This is a genomic window from Mesorhizobium sp. M4B.F.Ca.ET.214.01.1.1, from assembly GCF_004791545.1.
In the GTDB taxonomy this organism is placed as follows: Bacteria; Pseudomonadota; Alphaproteobacteria; order Rhizobiales; family Rhizobiaceae; genus Mesorhizobium; species Mesorhizobium abyssinicae.
This window is the reverse complement of sequence record NZ_SRUX01000002.1, coordinates 291,143-305,534: the sequence shown is the minus strand read 5'-3', so window position 1 is coordinate 305,534 and position 14,392 is coordinate 291,143. Positions and strand designations below refer to the sequence as shown.

The window sequence follows — 14,392 nt, the reverse complement described above, 5'->3', positions numbered from 1 at the left end:
GTCATGCCCCCTGGCCGGAGGCGCGCCGGGAGAGACGCAGCTTGATGGCCGTCCAGGTCTCGCTGACGCGGCCGGCGAGATTGGTCATCCAGTCCGCCCAGGCCGCCGGCAGTTCCATCGACCTCGACGAGACGATGAACCAGGTGGCGACAGCCGAGGCCACGATCGGCACGCCGTAGACCATATAGGCATAGAGCGGCACCTTGTCGGCCTTGCCGGCGGCGAAGAAGCCGAGCCAGCGCACGAACAGCGCGATCGCGATGGCCGTGATCAGCGGATGGATCCGCGCTTCCCGGTGCGAGCGCGCGTCGCCCGCCACCGCCAGCGCGATCAGCGCGAACACCAGCGGGTAGGACCATTCGGAGAAGCGCTGGTCGAGCTCGGCGGTGTAGCTGCCCGGCTTGCGCTGGAACATCTTGTCGTTGGGATCCGGGTTGAGCAGGTACTGCGTCGTGCGGTCCTTGGGCAGCAGCGTGATCTCGTTCGCCGCCGACATGAAGGCCGAGAGGTCGAAGGCATAGGAGGTGAAGCGGATCACCGACAGGTCGCCGGTCAGCGATTTGCGGTTGATGACGCCGTCATTCATCATCAGCACCTTCTCGTCGCCCTTTTCGACGATGCTGCCGGACTTGGCGTAGTAGATCAGGTTGGCGCCTTCCTCGCGCGAATCGGCCACGAAGATGCCGCCGAGCCTGTTGTCCGGCAGGCGTTCGCCGATCTGCAGGAACAGGCCGTCGTCGATCTTGCGGAACGTTCCTTCCTGGATGATCAGCGACAGAAGGTCGGCGCGCGACGACGCCACCAGCTGCCGGTTCTTCTGCCTGGCATAGGGGTCGACGCCATTGTCGACGGCAAAGGAAAAGACGCTGGCCGCGAGCGCCAGCAGGAGGATCGGCCGCGCGATGGTCCAGCGCGAGGCGCCGGCAGCATTGATGACGGCCAGTTCCGAATCGGTGTTCATGACGCTGAGCGTCTGCGCCACCGCCACCACCAGCGCGAACGGCATCACGATCGGGATGATCGACGGGATGATCAGCGCCGCGACCTCGAAGAAGGTCAGCGCCGATTGGCCGCTGTCGGTGACGAGATCGATCTTGGCGAGCACCTGCGTCGTCCACACGATCGCCAGCGTCCAGGTCAGCGCGGCCACGAAGACCGTCGCTGCGCGACGCATGATGTAGCGTTCAACGACCTTCATGAAGGCTTTCTCGATTTTGCCGAACGGCATCATGCCCGCCGACAAGGTAGTCATCCGGCGACGGCAGTACAACTGGCTGCATTGGCGGCTCGATCTGGTTCCCGTTCCACATCACGCGCCCCGGCTGGCCGGAGTGTCCAAGGCAATGCATAAGAAATGCAAAACATTGGTGGTTAACAAGAGGTTACGGCAGGAATGCGGGGCCATGCCGCGACGAATCCACTGATGGTTGCGGCGGCGATATAGGCTGCGATTTCGGCCAAAGTCTTGCCAAATGATGGAAAACGACCAAATGTCGCGCACTCTTGAAAGCCGTTGTGCGGCGCCTATCCCCGAAAGCAGGTTCTGATGACTTCGACACCTTCGATTGCCTTCGCCAAATTTGCCGCGCCGAAAAAGGGCAGCGCCTTCGTGCTGGCGGCCGACGATGGCGCCGTTGGCGAAGCCGGCAAGGCTTGCGATCCGGCCGGCGCGCTCGCGCGCGCGTTCCCGGTGGCCGACTTTTCCGGCAAGTTCGGCACCGTCGCCGAGGTGCTGGCGCCGGAGGGGACTTCGCTCGACCGCCTGGTGGCGGTCGGCGCCGGCAAGGCCGCCGCCCTCGACGACCAGGCCTGGCTGAGGCTGGGCGGCACCATCGCGGCCTTGCTGCGCAAGGCGACGGAAGTCGCCGTCGTGCTCGATGTTCCGGGCGCCGAGGCCGGCGGCAGGCAGGCCGCGAACCTCGCCGCTGGCATCCTTTTGCGCAGCTATTCCTTCGACAAGTACAAGACCAAGAAGGACAAGGACGAGCCGAAGAAGCCGGTCAAGGTGACCATCCACTGCGCCGATCCCGCCGCGGCAAAGAAGGCTTTCACCGACGAGGCGGCGGTGATCGACGGCGTGCTTCTCGCGCGCGATCTTGTGAACGAGCCCGCCAACACGCTGGGCCCGGTGGAGTTCGCCGCGCGCGCCAAGGACCTGGAGGCGCTCGGCGTCGAGGTCGAGATTCTGACCGAGAAGGAGATGAAGAAGCTCGGCATGGGCTCGCTGCTCGGCGTCGCGCAGGGTTCGCCGCGCGGCGCCCGCATGGCGGTCATGCACTGGAAGGGCGGCAAGGCCAAGGACGCGCCGGTCGCCTTCATCGGCAAGGGCGTCACCTTCGACACCGGCGGCAATTCGATGAAGCCGGCCTCAGGCATGGAGGAGATGAAGGGCGACATGGGCGGTGCCGCCGCCGTCACCGGGCTCATCCACGCCCTTGCCGCCCGCAAGGCCAAGGCCAATGTCATCGGCGTCATCGGCCTGGTCGAGAATGCCGTCGACGGCCACGCCCAGCGCCCCGGCGATATCGTCACCTCGATGTCGGGCCAGACCATCGAGGTTCTGAACACCGATGCCGAAGGCCGCCTCGTGCTGGCCGACGCGCTCTGGTACACCAATGACCGCTTCAAGCCGAGATTCATGGTCAATCTGGCGACGCTGACCGGCGCCATCATGGTCGCGCTCGGCCAGCACTATGCCGGCCTGTTCTCCAACAATGACGAGCTGGCGGACCGGCTCTCCGGCGCCGGGCAGGCGACGCAGGAGCGGCTGTGGCGCATGCCGCTCGGCGCCGAATACGACAAGCTGATCGATTCCAAGAACGCCGACATGAAGAACATCGGCGGACGCTACGGCGGCGCCATCATCGCCGCGCAGTTCCTGCAGCGCTTCGTCAAGGAGACGCCGTGGGCGCATCTCGACATCGCCGGCACGGCGATGGGCTCGCCGCCGAGCGAGATCAACCAGTCCTGGGGCTCGGGCTTCGGCGTGCGGCTGCTCGACCGTCTCGTGCGCGACCACTACGAGGGGTAAGGCCGTTCGAGGCGCGATCATGGCCGAGATCCTGTTCTACCACCTGACCGAATCGACGCTCGAGGAGGCGCTGCCCGGCCTGCTCGAGCGCAGCGTCGACCGCGGCTGGCGCGCCGTCGTGCAGACCGGCACCGAGGAGCGGCGCGACGCGCTCGACCAGCATCTGTGGACGTTCCGCGACGATTCCTTCCTGGCGCATGCCACCGACCGTGAAGCCTATCCGGGCGAGCAGCCGATCCTGCTCACCACCGGCGAGGGCAACCCGAATGCCGCGCAGATCCGTTTCCTGGTCGACGGCGCGGCGCCTGCCGACCTCTCGGGCTACGAGCGCGCCGTCTTCCTGTTCGACGGCCATGACGCCGCGCAATTGGATGGGGCGCGCAGCCATTGGAAAACGATGAAGGAGGCCGGCCACACGGTGACCTACTGGCAGCAGACGCCGGATCGGCGCTGGGAGCGCAAGGCGTAGGTTCCATACTGATGGGCGCCAATCATTAGATAGGAAACGTCGGCGCGGCGCCGATAGACGATTTCTGGGGCGATGCGAGCCCCCCGGATAGCTCCCACCCTTGGGCCACCATCATGGCCATCGCCCCTGATCCGCTTTATGGATTAGATAGACGCGAACTCATTCGGCGGGTTGAGAATGCGTATCAAGATCATCGGAACCGGTGGGGCGGTGCCGGCCCAGTGCGTGACCTCGCGCGCGCTGGAGGAACGGCTTGGCCTTGCCCAAGGTCGGCTCGAAGCCGCCACCGGTGTCGTCGAGCGCTACGTCTGCGAAGGCGAATCGCAGATCGATCTGGCCTGCGCGGCGGCCAGTCTGGCGCTGACCGATGCCGGGCTGGAAGCCTGTGAGGTCGATCTGATCATCGGCGGCTGCGGCGTGCCGTATCAGCCGCTGCCGGCGACCGCGCCACTCGTCATGCAGCGCCTTGGCCTGCCAGACGGTTCGGCCGCCGCCTTCGACGTCAACAGCACCTGCCTCGGCTTCCTCACCGCCTTCGAGACCGCTTCGCGCCTGATCGAGGCCGGGCAATTCAGCACGGCGCTGGTGTTCTCCTCGGAGGTCGCCTCGCGCGCGCTGCCGTGGCGCGACCAGCCGGAGGTCGCCGCTCTCTTCGGCGACGGCGCGGCGGCGGCGGTGTTGCAGAAGGCAGGGCCGGGCGGGGGCAGGGTGGTGGCCAATCTGATGCGCACCTATCCTTCGGCCTACGAGGCCTGCGGCATCGGCTCGGGCGGCACGCGTTTCGACTTCCATCGCCAGCCGGAGGAATTCGCCCGCCACAGCCTGTTCCACATGGACGGCAAGGAACTGTTCCGCGTCACAGCGCGCCATTTCGGCGGCTTCGTAACCGAGCTTTTGCAGCGCGCCGGCTGGCGGCACGCGGATGTCGACCTCGTCGTGCCGCATCAGGCAAGCCCGTTCGCGCTGGCGCATATGGCGCGCCAGACCGGCTTCGCGCCGGAAAAACTCGTCGACATCTCCGCCCGCTACGGCAACCAGATCGCCGCCTCCATTCCGTTCGCGCTCGATGTCGCGCGGCGCGGGGACCGGATCGCGTCGGGCGCCAGGCTGCTGTTCCTCGGCACCTCGGCCGGCGTGTCCTTCGGCGGCATGGCGCTGGAGGTTTGACGATGGCCGTGCTCGTCACCGGCGCCAGCGGCTTTCTGGGCTCCCATGTGCTGGCAAGGCTGGCCGCGTCCGGCACGCTGGCGCTCGGGCTCGGCCGCGATGCGGCATGTTGTGCTGCGCTGGAGGCCGCCGGCCATCGGATCATCCGCCATGACTTGTCGCGGCCGCTCGAAAGCGCGCTCGATCCGAGACTGGGCAGGGTCGAGCGGATCATCCATTGCGCGGCACTCTCCGCGCCTTTCGGGCGCCTGGCGGATTTCGAGGCGGCCAATGTCACGGCGACGAAAAACCTGCTCGATTTCGCGGCCCGGCAAGGTGTGAGCCGCTTCGTCCACATTTCAAGCCCGTCCGTGTGCTTCGCCTTTCGCGACCAGCTCGGTCTCACCGAGGACGCCGCCTTGCCCGATCCGGTCAACCATTATGCCCGCACCAAACGCGAGGCTGAGCGGCTGGTGCTGGCGGCGCCCGCCATCCACCCGGTAGTGTTGCGGCCGCGCGGCATCTACGGCGCCGGCGACCGCGCGTTGCTGCCGCGCCTCATCAAGGCGGCGAAGAACCGCCCGCTGCCGGTCTTCCGCGACGGCCGCGCCCGCATCGATCTCACCCATGTCGACGATGTCGTCGATGCGGTGATGGTGGCGCTTGCGGCGCCGCCGGAGGCGGAAGGCGAGGTCTTCAACGTCTCGGGCGGCGAGCCGCTGCCGGTGCGCCGCATCGCCGACGAGGCCTGCGCCCGCGCCGGTATCACAGCGCGCTGGCGGCGGATGCCGCTCTGGCCGGCGATGCTGGCCGCCGGCGCCATGGAGGCGGTAGCGCTCGCTCTTCCCGGCCGTCCCGAGCCGCCGGTGACGCGCTATGGGCTCGGCCTCTTCGCCTACGCGCAAAGTCTCGACCTCGCCAAGGCGCGCCGCCTGCTCGGCTGGGCGCCGAAAATCCCCTTCGCGCAGGGGCTCGACCGCACCTTCGCCGGCGGAGGCCCGGCATGAAGGTCCACTTTGCCAACAGTGCCTGGGTCAGTGCCGCCGAACGGCTGATCCTGCGCGGCGGCGGCTGGCACAGTGTGCGGCTGCGCGTCCGCTACGGCTTGATCCTGCATCCGCAGGCCGGGCCGGTGCTGGTCGACACCGGCTACACGCCGGAGTCTGTCACGGGCGAGGGGCGCGGCTGGATGCTGCGCCTCTACGGAGCGGTGCTCAGGCCTGAACTCAACGCGACCGAGCAGGTGCTGACGGTGCTCCAGCGCTTCGGCCTTGCGCCCGGCGATGTCCGCGCCGTCATCGTTAGCCATTTCCACGCCGACCACATCTCGGGTCTGTCGCTGTTTCCCAACGCCCGTTTCATCGCCAGCGGCTCCGCCTGGGCTCGCGTCAAGGCGCGCACGCCGAGGCAGAACCTCCGCCACGGCGTCTTCACCGAACTCTTCCCGGCCGACTTCGAGGCAAGGCTCGACGGGCTGTCCATGAAGCGGCGGATCGACACGCGCGGCGGCGTGCCAGGCGGAGCCGATCTCTTCGGCGACGGGAGCGTCGTGGCGGTCGATCTGCCCGGCCATGCCGACGGCCAGTTCGGCCTTTTGTTCGCCGGGCTGGAGCGGCCGCTGCTCTATGCCGTCGACGCGCAATGGCTGCTCGCCGCACTCGATCCGAAGCGCGCCCCCGGCTTTCCCTCCAGCCTCATCGCCGAGGATGTTGCCGTCATCGGCCCGACCTGCGAGACGCTGCGTCGCTTCCAGGCGGCGGGTGGACAGGTGATGCTCTGCCACGACCCTGCTATGACGCAGTACGACCTGACTGCGCACGAACTGGCGGCGGGGGCCGGATGAACGGGCTCACGGAAGCCATCGGTTCCTTCGTGCTGACGCGCTGGGTTTCGCGCAAAAGCCGGCCGGCCTTCGAGCGCTGGCAAGCGGCCACCCTGCGTCGTTGGCTCGACCACGACCTGCCGCTGGCGCCGTTCTATGGCCAGGCGCCGCGACAGCTCGGCGACCTGCCTGTGACCGACAAGGCGCTGCTGATGGCGAATTTCGAGCGCTTCAATATCGGCGGCGTGTCGGCCCGCGATGCCTGGGCCGCCGCTTCCGCCGACTGCCGCCTCGGCGACCTGACGGTTGGCGCGAGTACCGGTACATCCGGCAATCGCGGCCTGTTCGTCATCTCCGAGGCGGAAAAATACCGCTGGCTGGGTACGCTCCTCGCCAAGGCGGCACCCGATCTTCTGTGGCGCGGAATGCGCGTCGCCGTCATCCTGCCGCAGAACACGGGACTGTACGACAGCGCCCGCAAATCGCGGCGCATCGACCTGCGCTTCTTCGGCCTGACGCTCGGCCCGGAACATTGGCGCGCGACGCTCGAGGACTTTCAGCCAACGGTGATCATCGCGCCGCCGAAGATGTTGCGGCATTTCGCGGCGTCGGGCTTTCGGCTCTCGCCGCAACGCGTCCTCTCGGCCGCCGAGACGCTCGATCCGGTCGACCGTCCGGTTATCGAGAATTTCTTCCGGCTGCCCCTCGACCAGATCTACATGGCGACGGAGGGCCTGTTCGCGGTGACCTGCCGGCAGGGCGGCCTGCATCTCGCCGAGGATTCGGTGTTCTTCGAATTCGAGCCGGCCGGCGACGGGCTGGTGACGCCGCTGGTCACGGCCTTCCGTCGTCAGACCCAGATCATGGCGCGATACCGGATGAACGACCTGTTGCGGCTCTCTGAGCAGCCTTGCAAATGCGGTTCGCCGCTGCGCTGCGTCGACGAGATCGTTGGCCGCATGGACGACGTCTTCCGGCTGGAATCGGCCGCCGGCCAGGTCCTGCTCACCCCCGACATACTGCGCAATGCGGTGCTCAAGGCCGACCGTCGCATCGACGATTTCCGGCTGGTGCAGTCGGCGACCGATGCCATTGAGCTGAGGCTCGCGCCGGATCTCGCCGACGAGGCGGCGACTGCCGCGCATCAGGCGGTGCTCGCGCTGCTCGCGGCGCGCAAGGCGATGGCGACGGTCGATCTGGTGCGGGCGCCGCTGCCGCTGGAGACCGACCGCAAATTGCGCCGCGTCGAATGCCGGCTGGGAGTGGCGCCGTGAGCCCGGCCGCCATGATGGAGAGGCCGCTTCAGCAGGCGGACCGGGTCCAGAACAGCCCCGGCAAGGTCGAGGCTTTCGTCCGGCTCTTCAACGACGTGCCGGTACGCGATCTCGTTGCCAACCTTACCACGTCGGTCGAAAGCGTGGAGGTCGCCGGCCGCACCTTCCCGCTGACGCTGAACGACACCAGCGACGCGCCCAACTGCTACATCTGCTGCCCGTCCGGCGCCTATATCGACTATGCCGTCGACGAGACGCGCAACTTCATCGCGCACCCGTCGCTGCGGCGCTCGCTCAAGGCGCTGATCGGCGCCTGCGCGCCGCTGGTGCGGGCGAGCGGCCTCGACCATCAGGTTCAGCTCAACAACTGGCTCTACTCGACCAACCCGGTGCCGCTGCTCGACCGTGCCGCAATCGCCGCCTTGCGCGCCGACCTTGCGGCGCGCTTCCCGGACCGCGCCATCGTCATCCGTTCGCTGAACGAGATCGCCGACCCGGCCACCATCGCGGCGCTGAAAGCGGAAGGCTTTCGCATGCTGGCGGCGCGCCAGATCTACATCTTCGCCGACCGCGGTTCGGCGCCGGCCATGAGCAACGACATGAAGCGCGACCGCAAGCGGCTCGGCAGCACGCCCTTCAAGCGCGTCGGCGATGCCGATTTCAGCGATCCCGACTATGCGCGCGCGGAACAGCTCTACAGCATGCTCTATCTGGAAAAATACACGCCGCTCAACCCGCACTACACCGCTCGCTACATCGCCGAGATGCACCGGCGCGGCGTTCTCAGCCTGGTCGGCCTGCGTCGGCCGGGCGGCGAACTCGTCGCCGTCACCGGCCTGTTCGAGAACGGCGGCACGCTGACCCAGCCGATCGTCGGCTACGACACCGGGCTGCCGATAGAGGAGGGCCTCTATCGCATGGTGATGGCGATGGCGCAGGACCATGCCACGGCGCGCGGCCTGTTCTTCAACATGAGCGCCGGGGCCGCAAGCTTCAAGCGACGGCGCGGCGCCGTCGCGGCGATCGAATACAACGCCGTCTATGCCGGTCATTTGCCGCGTCGCCGACGCGTGGCGATCCGCGTCATGGAAACCGTGCTGGCGCGGGTAGGCATTCCCCTGCTCAGGAGGTTCGAACTTTGAGCGAGCGCCAAAAGCGGAAGGATCACTGGCAGGCCGTGGCGCTGTCGGGCGACATCAGGGGCAAGCCGAAGCGCATCCTGTTCGACGGCCAGCCGCTGGTGCTGTTCCGCTCGGCGCAAGGCATTGCGGCGCTGTTCGACCGCTGCCCGCACCGGCTGGTCGAACTGTCGACCGGCAAGCTCGTCGGCGGCGAGATCGAGTGCCCCTATCACGGCTGGCGCTATGACGGGGAAGGGCGCTGCACCGCCATCCCCGGTCATGTCGGCGAGATGCCGCATTACCGGGTGCGCCGCTTTGGCGCCATCGAGCGCGACGGCGTCGTCTTCGTCTCGTCGGGCACGCCCGAGGCCGAACCCTATCTCCATTGCATGCAGGGCAAGAACGTCGTCGTGCGGCGGGTGCGCAGCTCGACGCAATCGACGGTGATCGACGCGGCCGAAAACATCCTCGATGCCACCCACACCCACTTCACCCACAAGGGCCTGCTGCGTGGCCTGGGTTCGAAGCGCCATCTCGTGCGCGTCGAAGTGACCGGCGGCGAGGGCTGGGTCGAGGCTTGCTACACCGGCGAGGATCGACAGCAGGGGCTGATCAGCCGGCTATTGGAAGGCGAGCGCGCGAAAACCATCGGCCGCTTCCGTTACCCCGGCATCGCCGAACTCGAATATTGGGGCAAGGATGGGCTTGCGCTCGCCACCACCTTCCATCTGCGCCAGGCCGACGAGCGCACCGTCGAGGGCGTCGACTGGCTGATCGGCCCGCGCCAGGGCTGGTTCGGCGGGATCAAGGCGCTTGCCTTCAAACCGCTGTTCAACATCGCGTTGCAGCAGGATCGCCGCGTGCTGAAATCGGCGAGCGACAACGCCCGTTTTGCCCCGCCAGCGCTGCCGGTGATCGGGCCGCTCGATTTCCTGCGCCGAGACATCGCCGCGATCATCGCGGGCGAGCTGCCCCCGGCAGCGGAAGAGCCGCGCGTGCACCAGATCGAGCTTTAGACGGTGCATTGGAGAACTCGGCGTGTCGTTCCTTCGGGCCGGACCTCAGAAGAGCTCCTCAGGCCCGTTCCATTCGATGTCGCGCGTTGACGCCGCCTGCAGGCCGATGCGTCCTCGAAGCGCGATGCCGGCGATCTCGGCCAGCGCCGGCCACTGCGCCTTGACCGGTGCAGGATCGCCGGGCCAGTCGAGCAGTTCCTCCGCACCGCGCATCGCCTTGCTGAAGCGGCCGAGGCCACCGGAGCGCAAGGCCGCCGGCAGCCCGTAGATCCACATGGCGAGCCGCACTGTCTGGGGCGCGGTGACATCGGGTCTGACCTCGGGCCCGTCTCCCAGCACGGCGTCCGCGAAGCGCGCCGGATCGCGGAAGAAATGCAGGCCGCTGACGGCGCGCGGGTTGCACTCCAGCGGCAGCACTGTTCCGTCCGCCTGCCGCATCAGGTCGAAGGAGATTTGCCCGGTCCATGACGTGCCACCGGCGATGCGCTCGACCAGCTCGCGCGCCCAGACATCCTCGATCCGTTCGAAGAAGATTCCGGCGCCCTTGCCGGCACGGTAGAGCGAGCGATAGAGCGCGAACGCCTTGAGCTTGCCCGCGCGCGCCACCGCATAGGCGCTGATCTCCTCGCCCGTCACGAAACGCTGCGCTACCCACTTCATGGCGGGCGAGGGGTTGACGGCATCGAGTTCGTCGGGCGAGGGGCGCAAAAGCACCTGGCTGGCGAAGCGCGACCATACCGGTTTGAACACCAGTTCGCGCGCGCGGCCGCGCACCGCTTCCAGATCGGCTCTGGATTGCAGCAGCGTCGTTTGCGGCACGGCGAGGCCAAGCCGTTCGGCCAGCCGGATGAAGGCATGCTTGTTGTGGACCTCGGCAAGCAGCTCGATTCCGGGGGCGAACAGGCGCGCCGAGATCGCGCGGCCGCGCCAGGCGAGCGCCAGATGAAAAACCTCCTCGCAGGTCGGGATGACCAGGCCAATCCCTTCGGCGCGCACCAGCGCCTCGACGGCCTCGGCATAGGCCGCCGGCTCGAAGCGCGGCGGCGGCAGGCGGCGATAGAGCGCGCAGGCTATGCTGGCGGCGGCGATCGGCCGGGCAGGGGTGTCGGCCAGGATCACGCGTCGCCCGGCGCCATGCAGCAGCCGCGCCAGATGCAGCGCCACCGGCGCGCGCGCTCCGGTAACGAGGACAGTGCTATCGGGCACGGGACATTGGCATCGGCAAGCCCACGGCGGTGATTGCGGTTGGCGGAACCGTTGCGCGAAATCGGCGCGCTTGGCAACGGAGCCGCGCCATCGTCAGCCGGCTCGGGCGGTCCAAAGCCGGCGATCCTGCGAACCGAGCAGCGCCAGGATCGGGACGGCGCTCAGCAAGTGGATGGAACAGCCACCGTTCCGCAGCGGTCAGCTCTGCTCTTCAGCGTCGTCGTTGCCTTCCAGTTTTTTGCGCAGCGCCGTGATCACGCCGTGCATGGTGTTGATGTCCTCGACCGAAAGCCCGTCGGCGAGGTTGTTGATCCAGGGGGCCTGCAGGCGCATGGCCGCGTCGTAGGCTGCACGCCCCTTGTCGGCCAGCACGACAAGCTGCGCCCGCCGGTGATGCGGGTTTACCCTGAAGGCGACCAGCCCTTCGCTTTCGAGATCGTTGACGATGCGCTGCACGTTCTGGCGGTTTGCGCCGAGATCCCGCGCCAGCCACGCCACCGGCTGCGGATGCGCGGCGGCGACGATGGCGCCCAGCACCTGCCAGCGAGCGCTGGTCAGGCCGAGATCTGCGACCAGCCTGTCGCCGGCCGCGCTGATGCGGCTGTTCAACCTGAACAGGTCAAGGATGAGGTCGCTCAAGGCCTTGCCGGGCGGTGTTCGTTTCGTGCTGGACATTTGTCACCTTGTATCGATATTGACATCATGTTGTCAAATGCATATGTAGGCATCGTAACAGATTGACATCATAACACCAATTGAAGGAAACCCTCATGACCCATATGCGCCCCCTCGACCCCGCTTTCCCGATCGACCGCCAGGTCGCCATCGATGCCACCGCCGTCGTGCTGGTGAACGTCTTCACGCTCGACAAGGCCGACGAGCAGACCTTCCTCGACGTCTGGCAGGACGACGCCGTGTTCATGAAGCAGCAGCCGGGCTTCATCTCGACCCAGCTTCACCGCGCGATCGGCGACAGCCCGACCTACCTGAACTATGCCGTGTGGGAATCGACCGCCGCCTTCCGTGCCGCCTTCACGCATCCGCAGTTCAGGGCGAAGATCTCGGCCTATCCGTCCTCGGCCGTCGCGTCGCCGCATCTGTTCGAGAAGGTCGCGGTGCCGGGGATCTGCGTGGCCTAGCCGAAGCGGCAAGGATGACGCCAAACGCAAGGGCGTGCCTCGGCAGCTAGGCAAGCCTATTAGCTTCGACTAGTACCTTCGGAGGTGGAAGGCTTGAGGGCGTCATCCGATGAAGGTCAACGTACTCTACGCGCACCCGGCGGCTGACAGCTATTTGGCGTCGCTTCACCAGCGCATCGTCAAGACGCTCAAGGCGAGAGGCGACGAAGTCATCGACTTCGACCTGTACAAGATGGGTTTCAATCCGGCGATGCTGCCCGAGGAATGGCGTGGCCATTACGATCCCTCCCAGGTGCCGAAGGATCTGCAGGTCTATGTCGATGCGCTGTTATGGGCAGAGGCATGCGTCTTCTGCTTTCCGACCTGGTGGTCGGGCATGCCCGCCATACTGAAAGGCTATTTCGATCGCGTATGGCGCCCAGGCATCGCTTACGAGGTGCCGCCCGATGACGGCCTGATCAAGCCTTCGCTGCTCAATATCCGCCGCATGGGCGTGGTCACCACATGCGGGTCGCCGTGGTGGTACACCCAACTCTATATGCAGAACCCCGGAAAGAAGGTGCTGCTGCGCGGCCTGAAGACCATGTGCGGCCGGGACGTGCGGCATCTGTACCTGTCGCGATACTCCGTTCACAGCATATCGGACGAAAAGCGGGAAATGTTCGCGCGCGAGGTGGAGCGTCGCTTCGATACGTTCTGAGTTCCATTGCCGTGCCCGGCACGATCTTCGGGGAAGAGGCATCACAACCAGGCCGCCTGAATGTGTCATGTCGGATTCAACTTTCGGCCTGCTCGCGCCTCGCGGCACTGAAAACCTCGCGGGCGGCATCGGCGTTCAAGACAGCGATGGCAAGCCCGACGATGATATCGGGCCAGGCCGAATTCCACAGGAATGCCGTGACCAGACCGGCAGCGATGATCGCTACGTTGGCAAGGACATCGTTGCGCGCCGACAGGAACGCGGCGCGGGAGAGGCTTCCTCCATGATGGCGATAACGCGCGAGCATGAGTGCGCATGACAGGTTCACGAGGATCGCACCCATCGCCGTGAGAGTGAGTGGTACGGGCGAGGGCGGAACCGGAAGATGGAGCTTTTGCCATGCGGTCCATAGCGTGGCCAAAGCCGGGACCAGGAGTACGCCGGCGAGCAGCATTCCAAGCCGCGCCCGATTGCGGGCCGCCCAACCCAGCCCGACCAGGATCAGGAGATTGATCGACGCATCCTCCAGAAAATCGATGCTGTCGGCAAATAGCGATACGGACCCGATCCGGACGGCAATGGCAAATTCTATCCCGAAATAGGCAAGGTTCAGGATCGCCACCAAACGCACGATCCTGCTCAGGTTGCCAGTCATGTTTTTGCTACATCAACGAGGCGATCGCCAGGCGATTCCTGGCGACGTTCGGCTTGCTGTCGCCAACATATTCGACGTTCGTGTCGATGAGCCGGTCACCGTCGATCCCAGCCGCGGTCAGGATGTCCACGATCGCCTTCGCACGCTGCCTGGCCAGTGCCTTGTTTGTCTTTGCGGCATTGGCGCCTTTGAATTCCTTGGCCGCCAAGGCCGTCAGTTCGACGTTGCAGCGCGAGTCCTTGATGCTCGCGGCGAACTTCTCGAGGTCATTCTTGATCCGCGATGAAATCACAGAGGACTGGCTGTCGAAAAACAGATGGACCTGGACAGCTGCGCGTCTCTCATATTGCCGGCACGATATGCCTTGCTTCGGCAAGGTGTACACGATCGCGCTCCGCGCCGTGTTCGTGTTTGTGGCGCTGTCGTCGACCCAATGCGAGAGCGCCAGCACCATTTCCGGCTTGACGCCTTGTACCTTGAGGAAGTCGCTGGTCGCGTTCAGCCTGCGGCCGGCAATGCCGTCAGCCTTGTCGTAGCCACCTTCTTTGCTCGCCGTCGCATAGAGCCTGTAGCCGCAATCCTTCCCGGCGTCCTTGATGAAAGCCTTCAACGCGTTGGCGGAATCCTCCGCTATCTTGCCGTCGCCCTTCTTGAAGAGGACGCGATAGGAGTTCCACTGCGTGCAGTTCGGGCCAACGTCGCGTTCCTGGGCGACTGCGCTGAAAGTTACCGTACTTGCGACAGCGCTAATAAAGGCCAGAACAAGAATGAATGATTTCTTCATTTTCTTGGCGCCTCCTGCTGCGGCTTAGT

Annotated in this window: 15 protein-coding genes; 10 read left to right on the top strand and 5 right to left on the bottom strand. The window is 66.2% G+C overall.

Annotated features, from left to right (window positions below):
* Nucleotide 1 precedes the first annotated feature (1 nt).
* Nucleotides 2-1,198 carry an LPS export ABC transporter permease LptF gene (gene lptF, locus EN857_RS04775; protein ID WP_135858050.1) on the bottom strand — a complete coding sequence of 399 codons (1,197 nt, stop codon included), beginning with the start codon at nt 1,196-1,198 and terminating at the stop codon, nt 2-4.
* Nucleotides 1,199-1,546: 348 nt separating this feature from the next.
* On the opposite strand from lptF, the gene EN857_RS04770 reads away from it, so the two are divergent.
* From EN857_RS04770 to EN857_RS04735, 8 genes are all read left to right on the top strand, one after another.
* Nucleotides 1,547-3,031: a leucyl aminopeptidase gene (locus EN857_RS04770; protein WP_135858048.1), complete on the top strand. Its 1,485-nt coding sequence runs from the start codon at nt 1,547-1,549 to the stop codon at nt 3,029-3,031.
* A gap of 19 nt (nt 3,032-3,050) precedes the next feature.
* Nucleotides 3,051-3,500: a DNA polymerase III subunit chi gene (locus EN857_RS04765; protein WP_127392418.1), complete on the top strand. Its 450-nt coding sequence runs from the start codon at nt 3,051-3,053 to the stop codon at nt 3,498-3,500.
* 177 nt (nt 3,501-3,677) lie between these two features.
* Nucleotides 3,678-4,667, top strand: coding sequence for a 3-oxoacyl-[acyl-carrier-protein] synthase III C-terminal domain-containing protein (locus EN857_RS04760; protein ID WP_135858047.1), 990 nt, complete (start codon nt 3,678-3,680; stop codon nt 4,665-4,667).
* A gap of 2 nt (nt 4,668-4,669) precedes the next feature.
* The gene (locus EN857_RS04755) at nt 4,670-5,653 is read left to right on the top strand and encodes an NAD(P)-dependent oxidoreductase (RefSeq protein ID WP_127394191.1); all 984 of its coding nucleotides are present in this window, start codon (nt 4,670-4,672) and stop codon (nt 5,651-5,653) included.
* Nucleotides 5,650-6,489 carry an MBL fold metallo-hydrolase gene (locus EN857_RS04750; protein ID WP_127394192.1) on the top strand — a complete coding sequence of 280 codons (840 nt, stop codon included), beginning with the start codon at nt 5,650-5,652 and terminating at the stop codon, nt 6,487-6,489. Before EN857_RS04755 ends, EN857_RS04750 begins: the two co-directional genes overlap by 4 nt.
* Nucleotides 6,486-7,742 (top strand): F390 synthetase-related protein, encoded by a 1,257-nt coding sequence (locus tag EN857_RS04745; RefSeq protein WP_135858045.1) that lies wholly within the window; start codon nt 6,486-6,488, stop codon nt 7,740-7,742. The genes EN857_RS04750 and EN857_RS04745 overlap by 4 nt, the downstream gene beginning before the upstream one ends.
* Nucleotides 7,739-8,884 carry a GNAT family N-acetyltransferase gene (locus EN857_RS04740; RefSeq protein WP_245493339.1) on the top strand — a complete coding sequence of 382 codons (1,146 nt, stop codon included), beginning with the start codon at nt 7,739-7,741 and terminating at the stop codon, nt 8,882-8,884. Before EN857_RS04745 ends, EN857_RS04740 begins: the two co-directional genes overlap by 4 nt.
* Nucleotides 8,881-9,879 (top strand): Rieske 2Fe-2S domain-containing protein, encoded by a 999-nt coding sequence (locus EN857_RS04735; protein WP_127392981.1) that lies wholly within the window; start codon nt 8,881-8,883, stop codon nt 9,877-9,879. Before EN857_RS04740 ends, EN857_RS04735 begins: the two co-directional genes overlap by 4 nt.
* Before the next feature lie 45 nt (nt 9,880-9,924).
* Here EN857_RS04735 and EN857_RS04730 read toward each other — a convergent pair whose 3' ends face one another.
* Complete coding sequence (locus tag EN857_RS04730) at nt 9,925-11,085, bottom strand: hypothetical protein (RefSeq protein WP_128346259.1); 1,161 nt, start codon at nt 11,083-11,085, stop codon at nt 9,925-9,927.
* Between the two features lie 198 nt (nt 11,086-11,283).
* Nucleotides 11,284-11,760, bottom strand: a complete 477-nt coding sequence (locus EN857_RS04725; RefSeq protein WP_127392980.1) for a MarR family winged helix-turn-helix transcriptional regulator — start codon at nt 11,758-11,760, stop codon at nt 11,284-11,286.
* Nucleotides 11,761-11,855: 95 nt separating this feature from the next.
* Here EN857_RS04725 and EN857_RS04720 point away from each other — a divergent pair, with 95 nt between their 5' ends.
* Both EN857_RS04720 and EN857_RS04715 read left to right on the top strand, forming a co-directional pair.
* On the top strand, nt 11,856-12,224 hold the full coding sequence (locus EN857_RS04720) for an antibiotic biosynthesis monooxygenase family protein (RefSeq protein WP_127285222.1): 369 nt from the start codon (nt 11,856-11,858) through the stop codon (nt 12,222-12,224).
* 109 nt (nt 12,225-12,333) lie between these two features.
* On the top strand, nt 12,334-12,924 hold the full coding sequence (locus EN857_RS04715) for an NAD(P)H-dependent oxidoreductase (protein WP_127392979.1): 591 nt from the start codon (nt 12,334-12,336) through the stop codon (nt 12,922-12,924).
* Between the two features lie 76 nt (nt 12,925-13,000).
* Here the strand turns inward: EN857_RS04715 and EN857_RS04710 are convergent, their stop codons facing one another.
* Together EN857_RS04710 and EN857_RS04705 are read right to left on the bottom strand one after the other, a co-directional pair.
* A complete protein-coding gene (locus EN857_RS04710) occupies nt 13,001-13,579 on the bottom strand; it encodes a cation transporter (protein ID WP_127392978.1) in 579 nt (192 codons plus the stop codon).
* 7 nt (nt 13,580-13,586) lie between these two features.
* Nucleotides 13,587-14,363: an OmpA family protein gene (locus EN857_RS04705; RefSeq protein WP_127392977.1), complete on the bottom strand. Its 777-nt coding sequence runs from the start codon at nt 14,361-14,363 to the stop codon at nt 13,587-13,589.
* Nucleotides 14,364-14,392 lie beyond the last annotated feature (29 nt).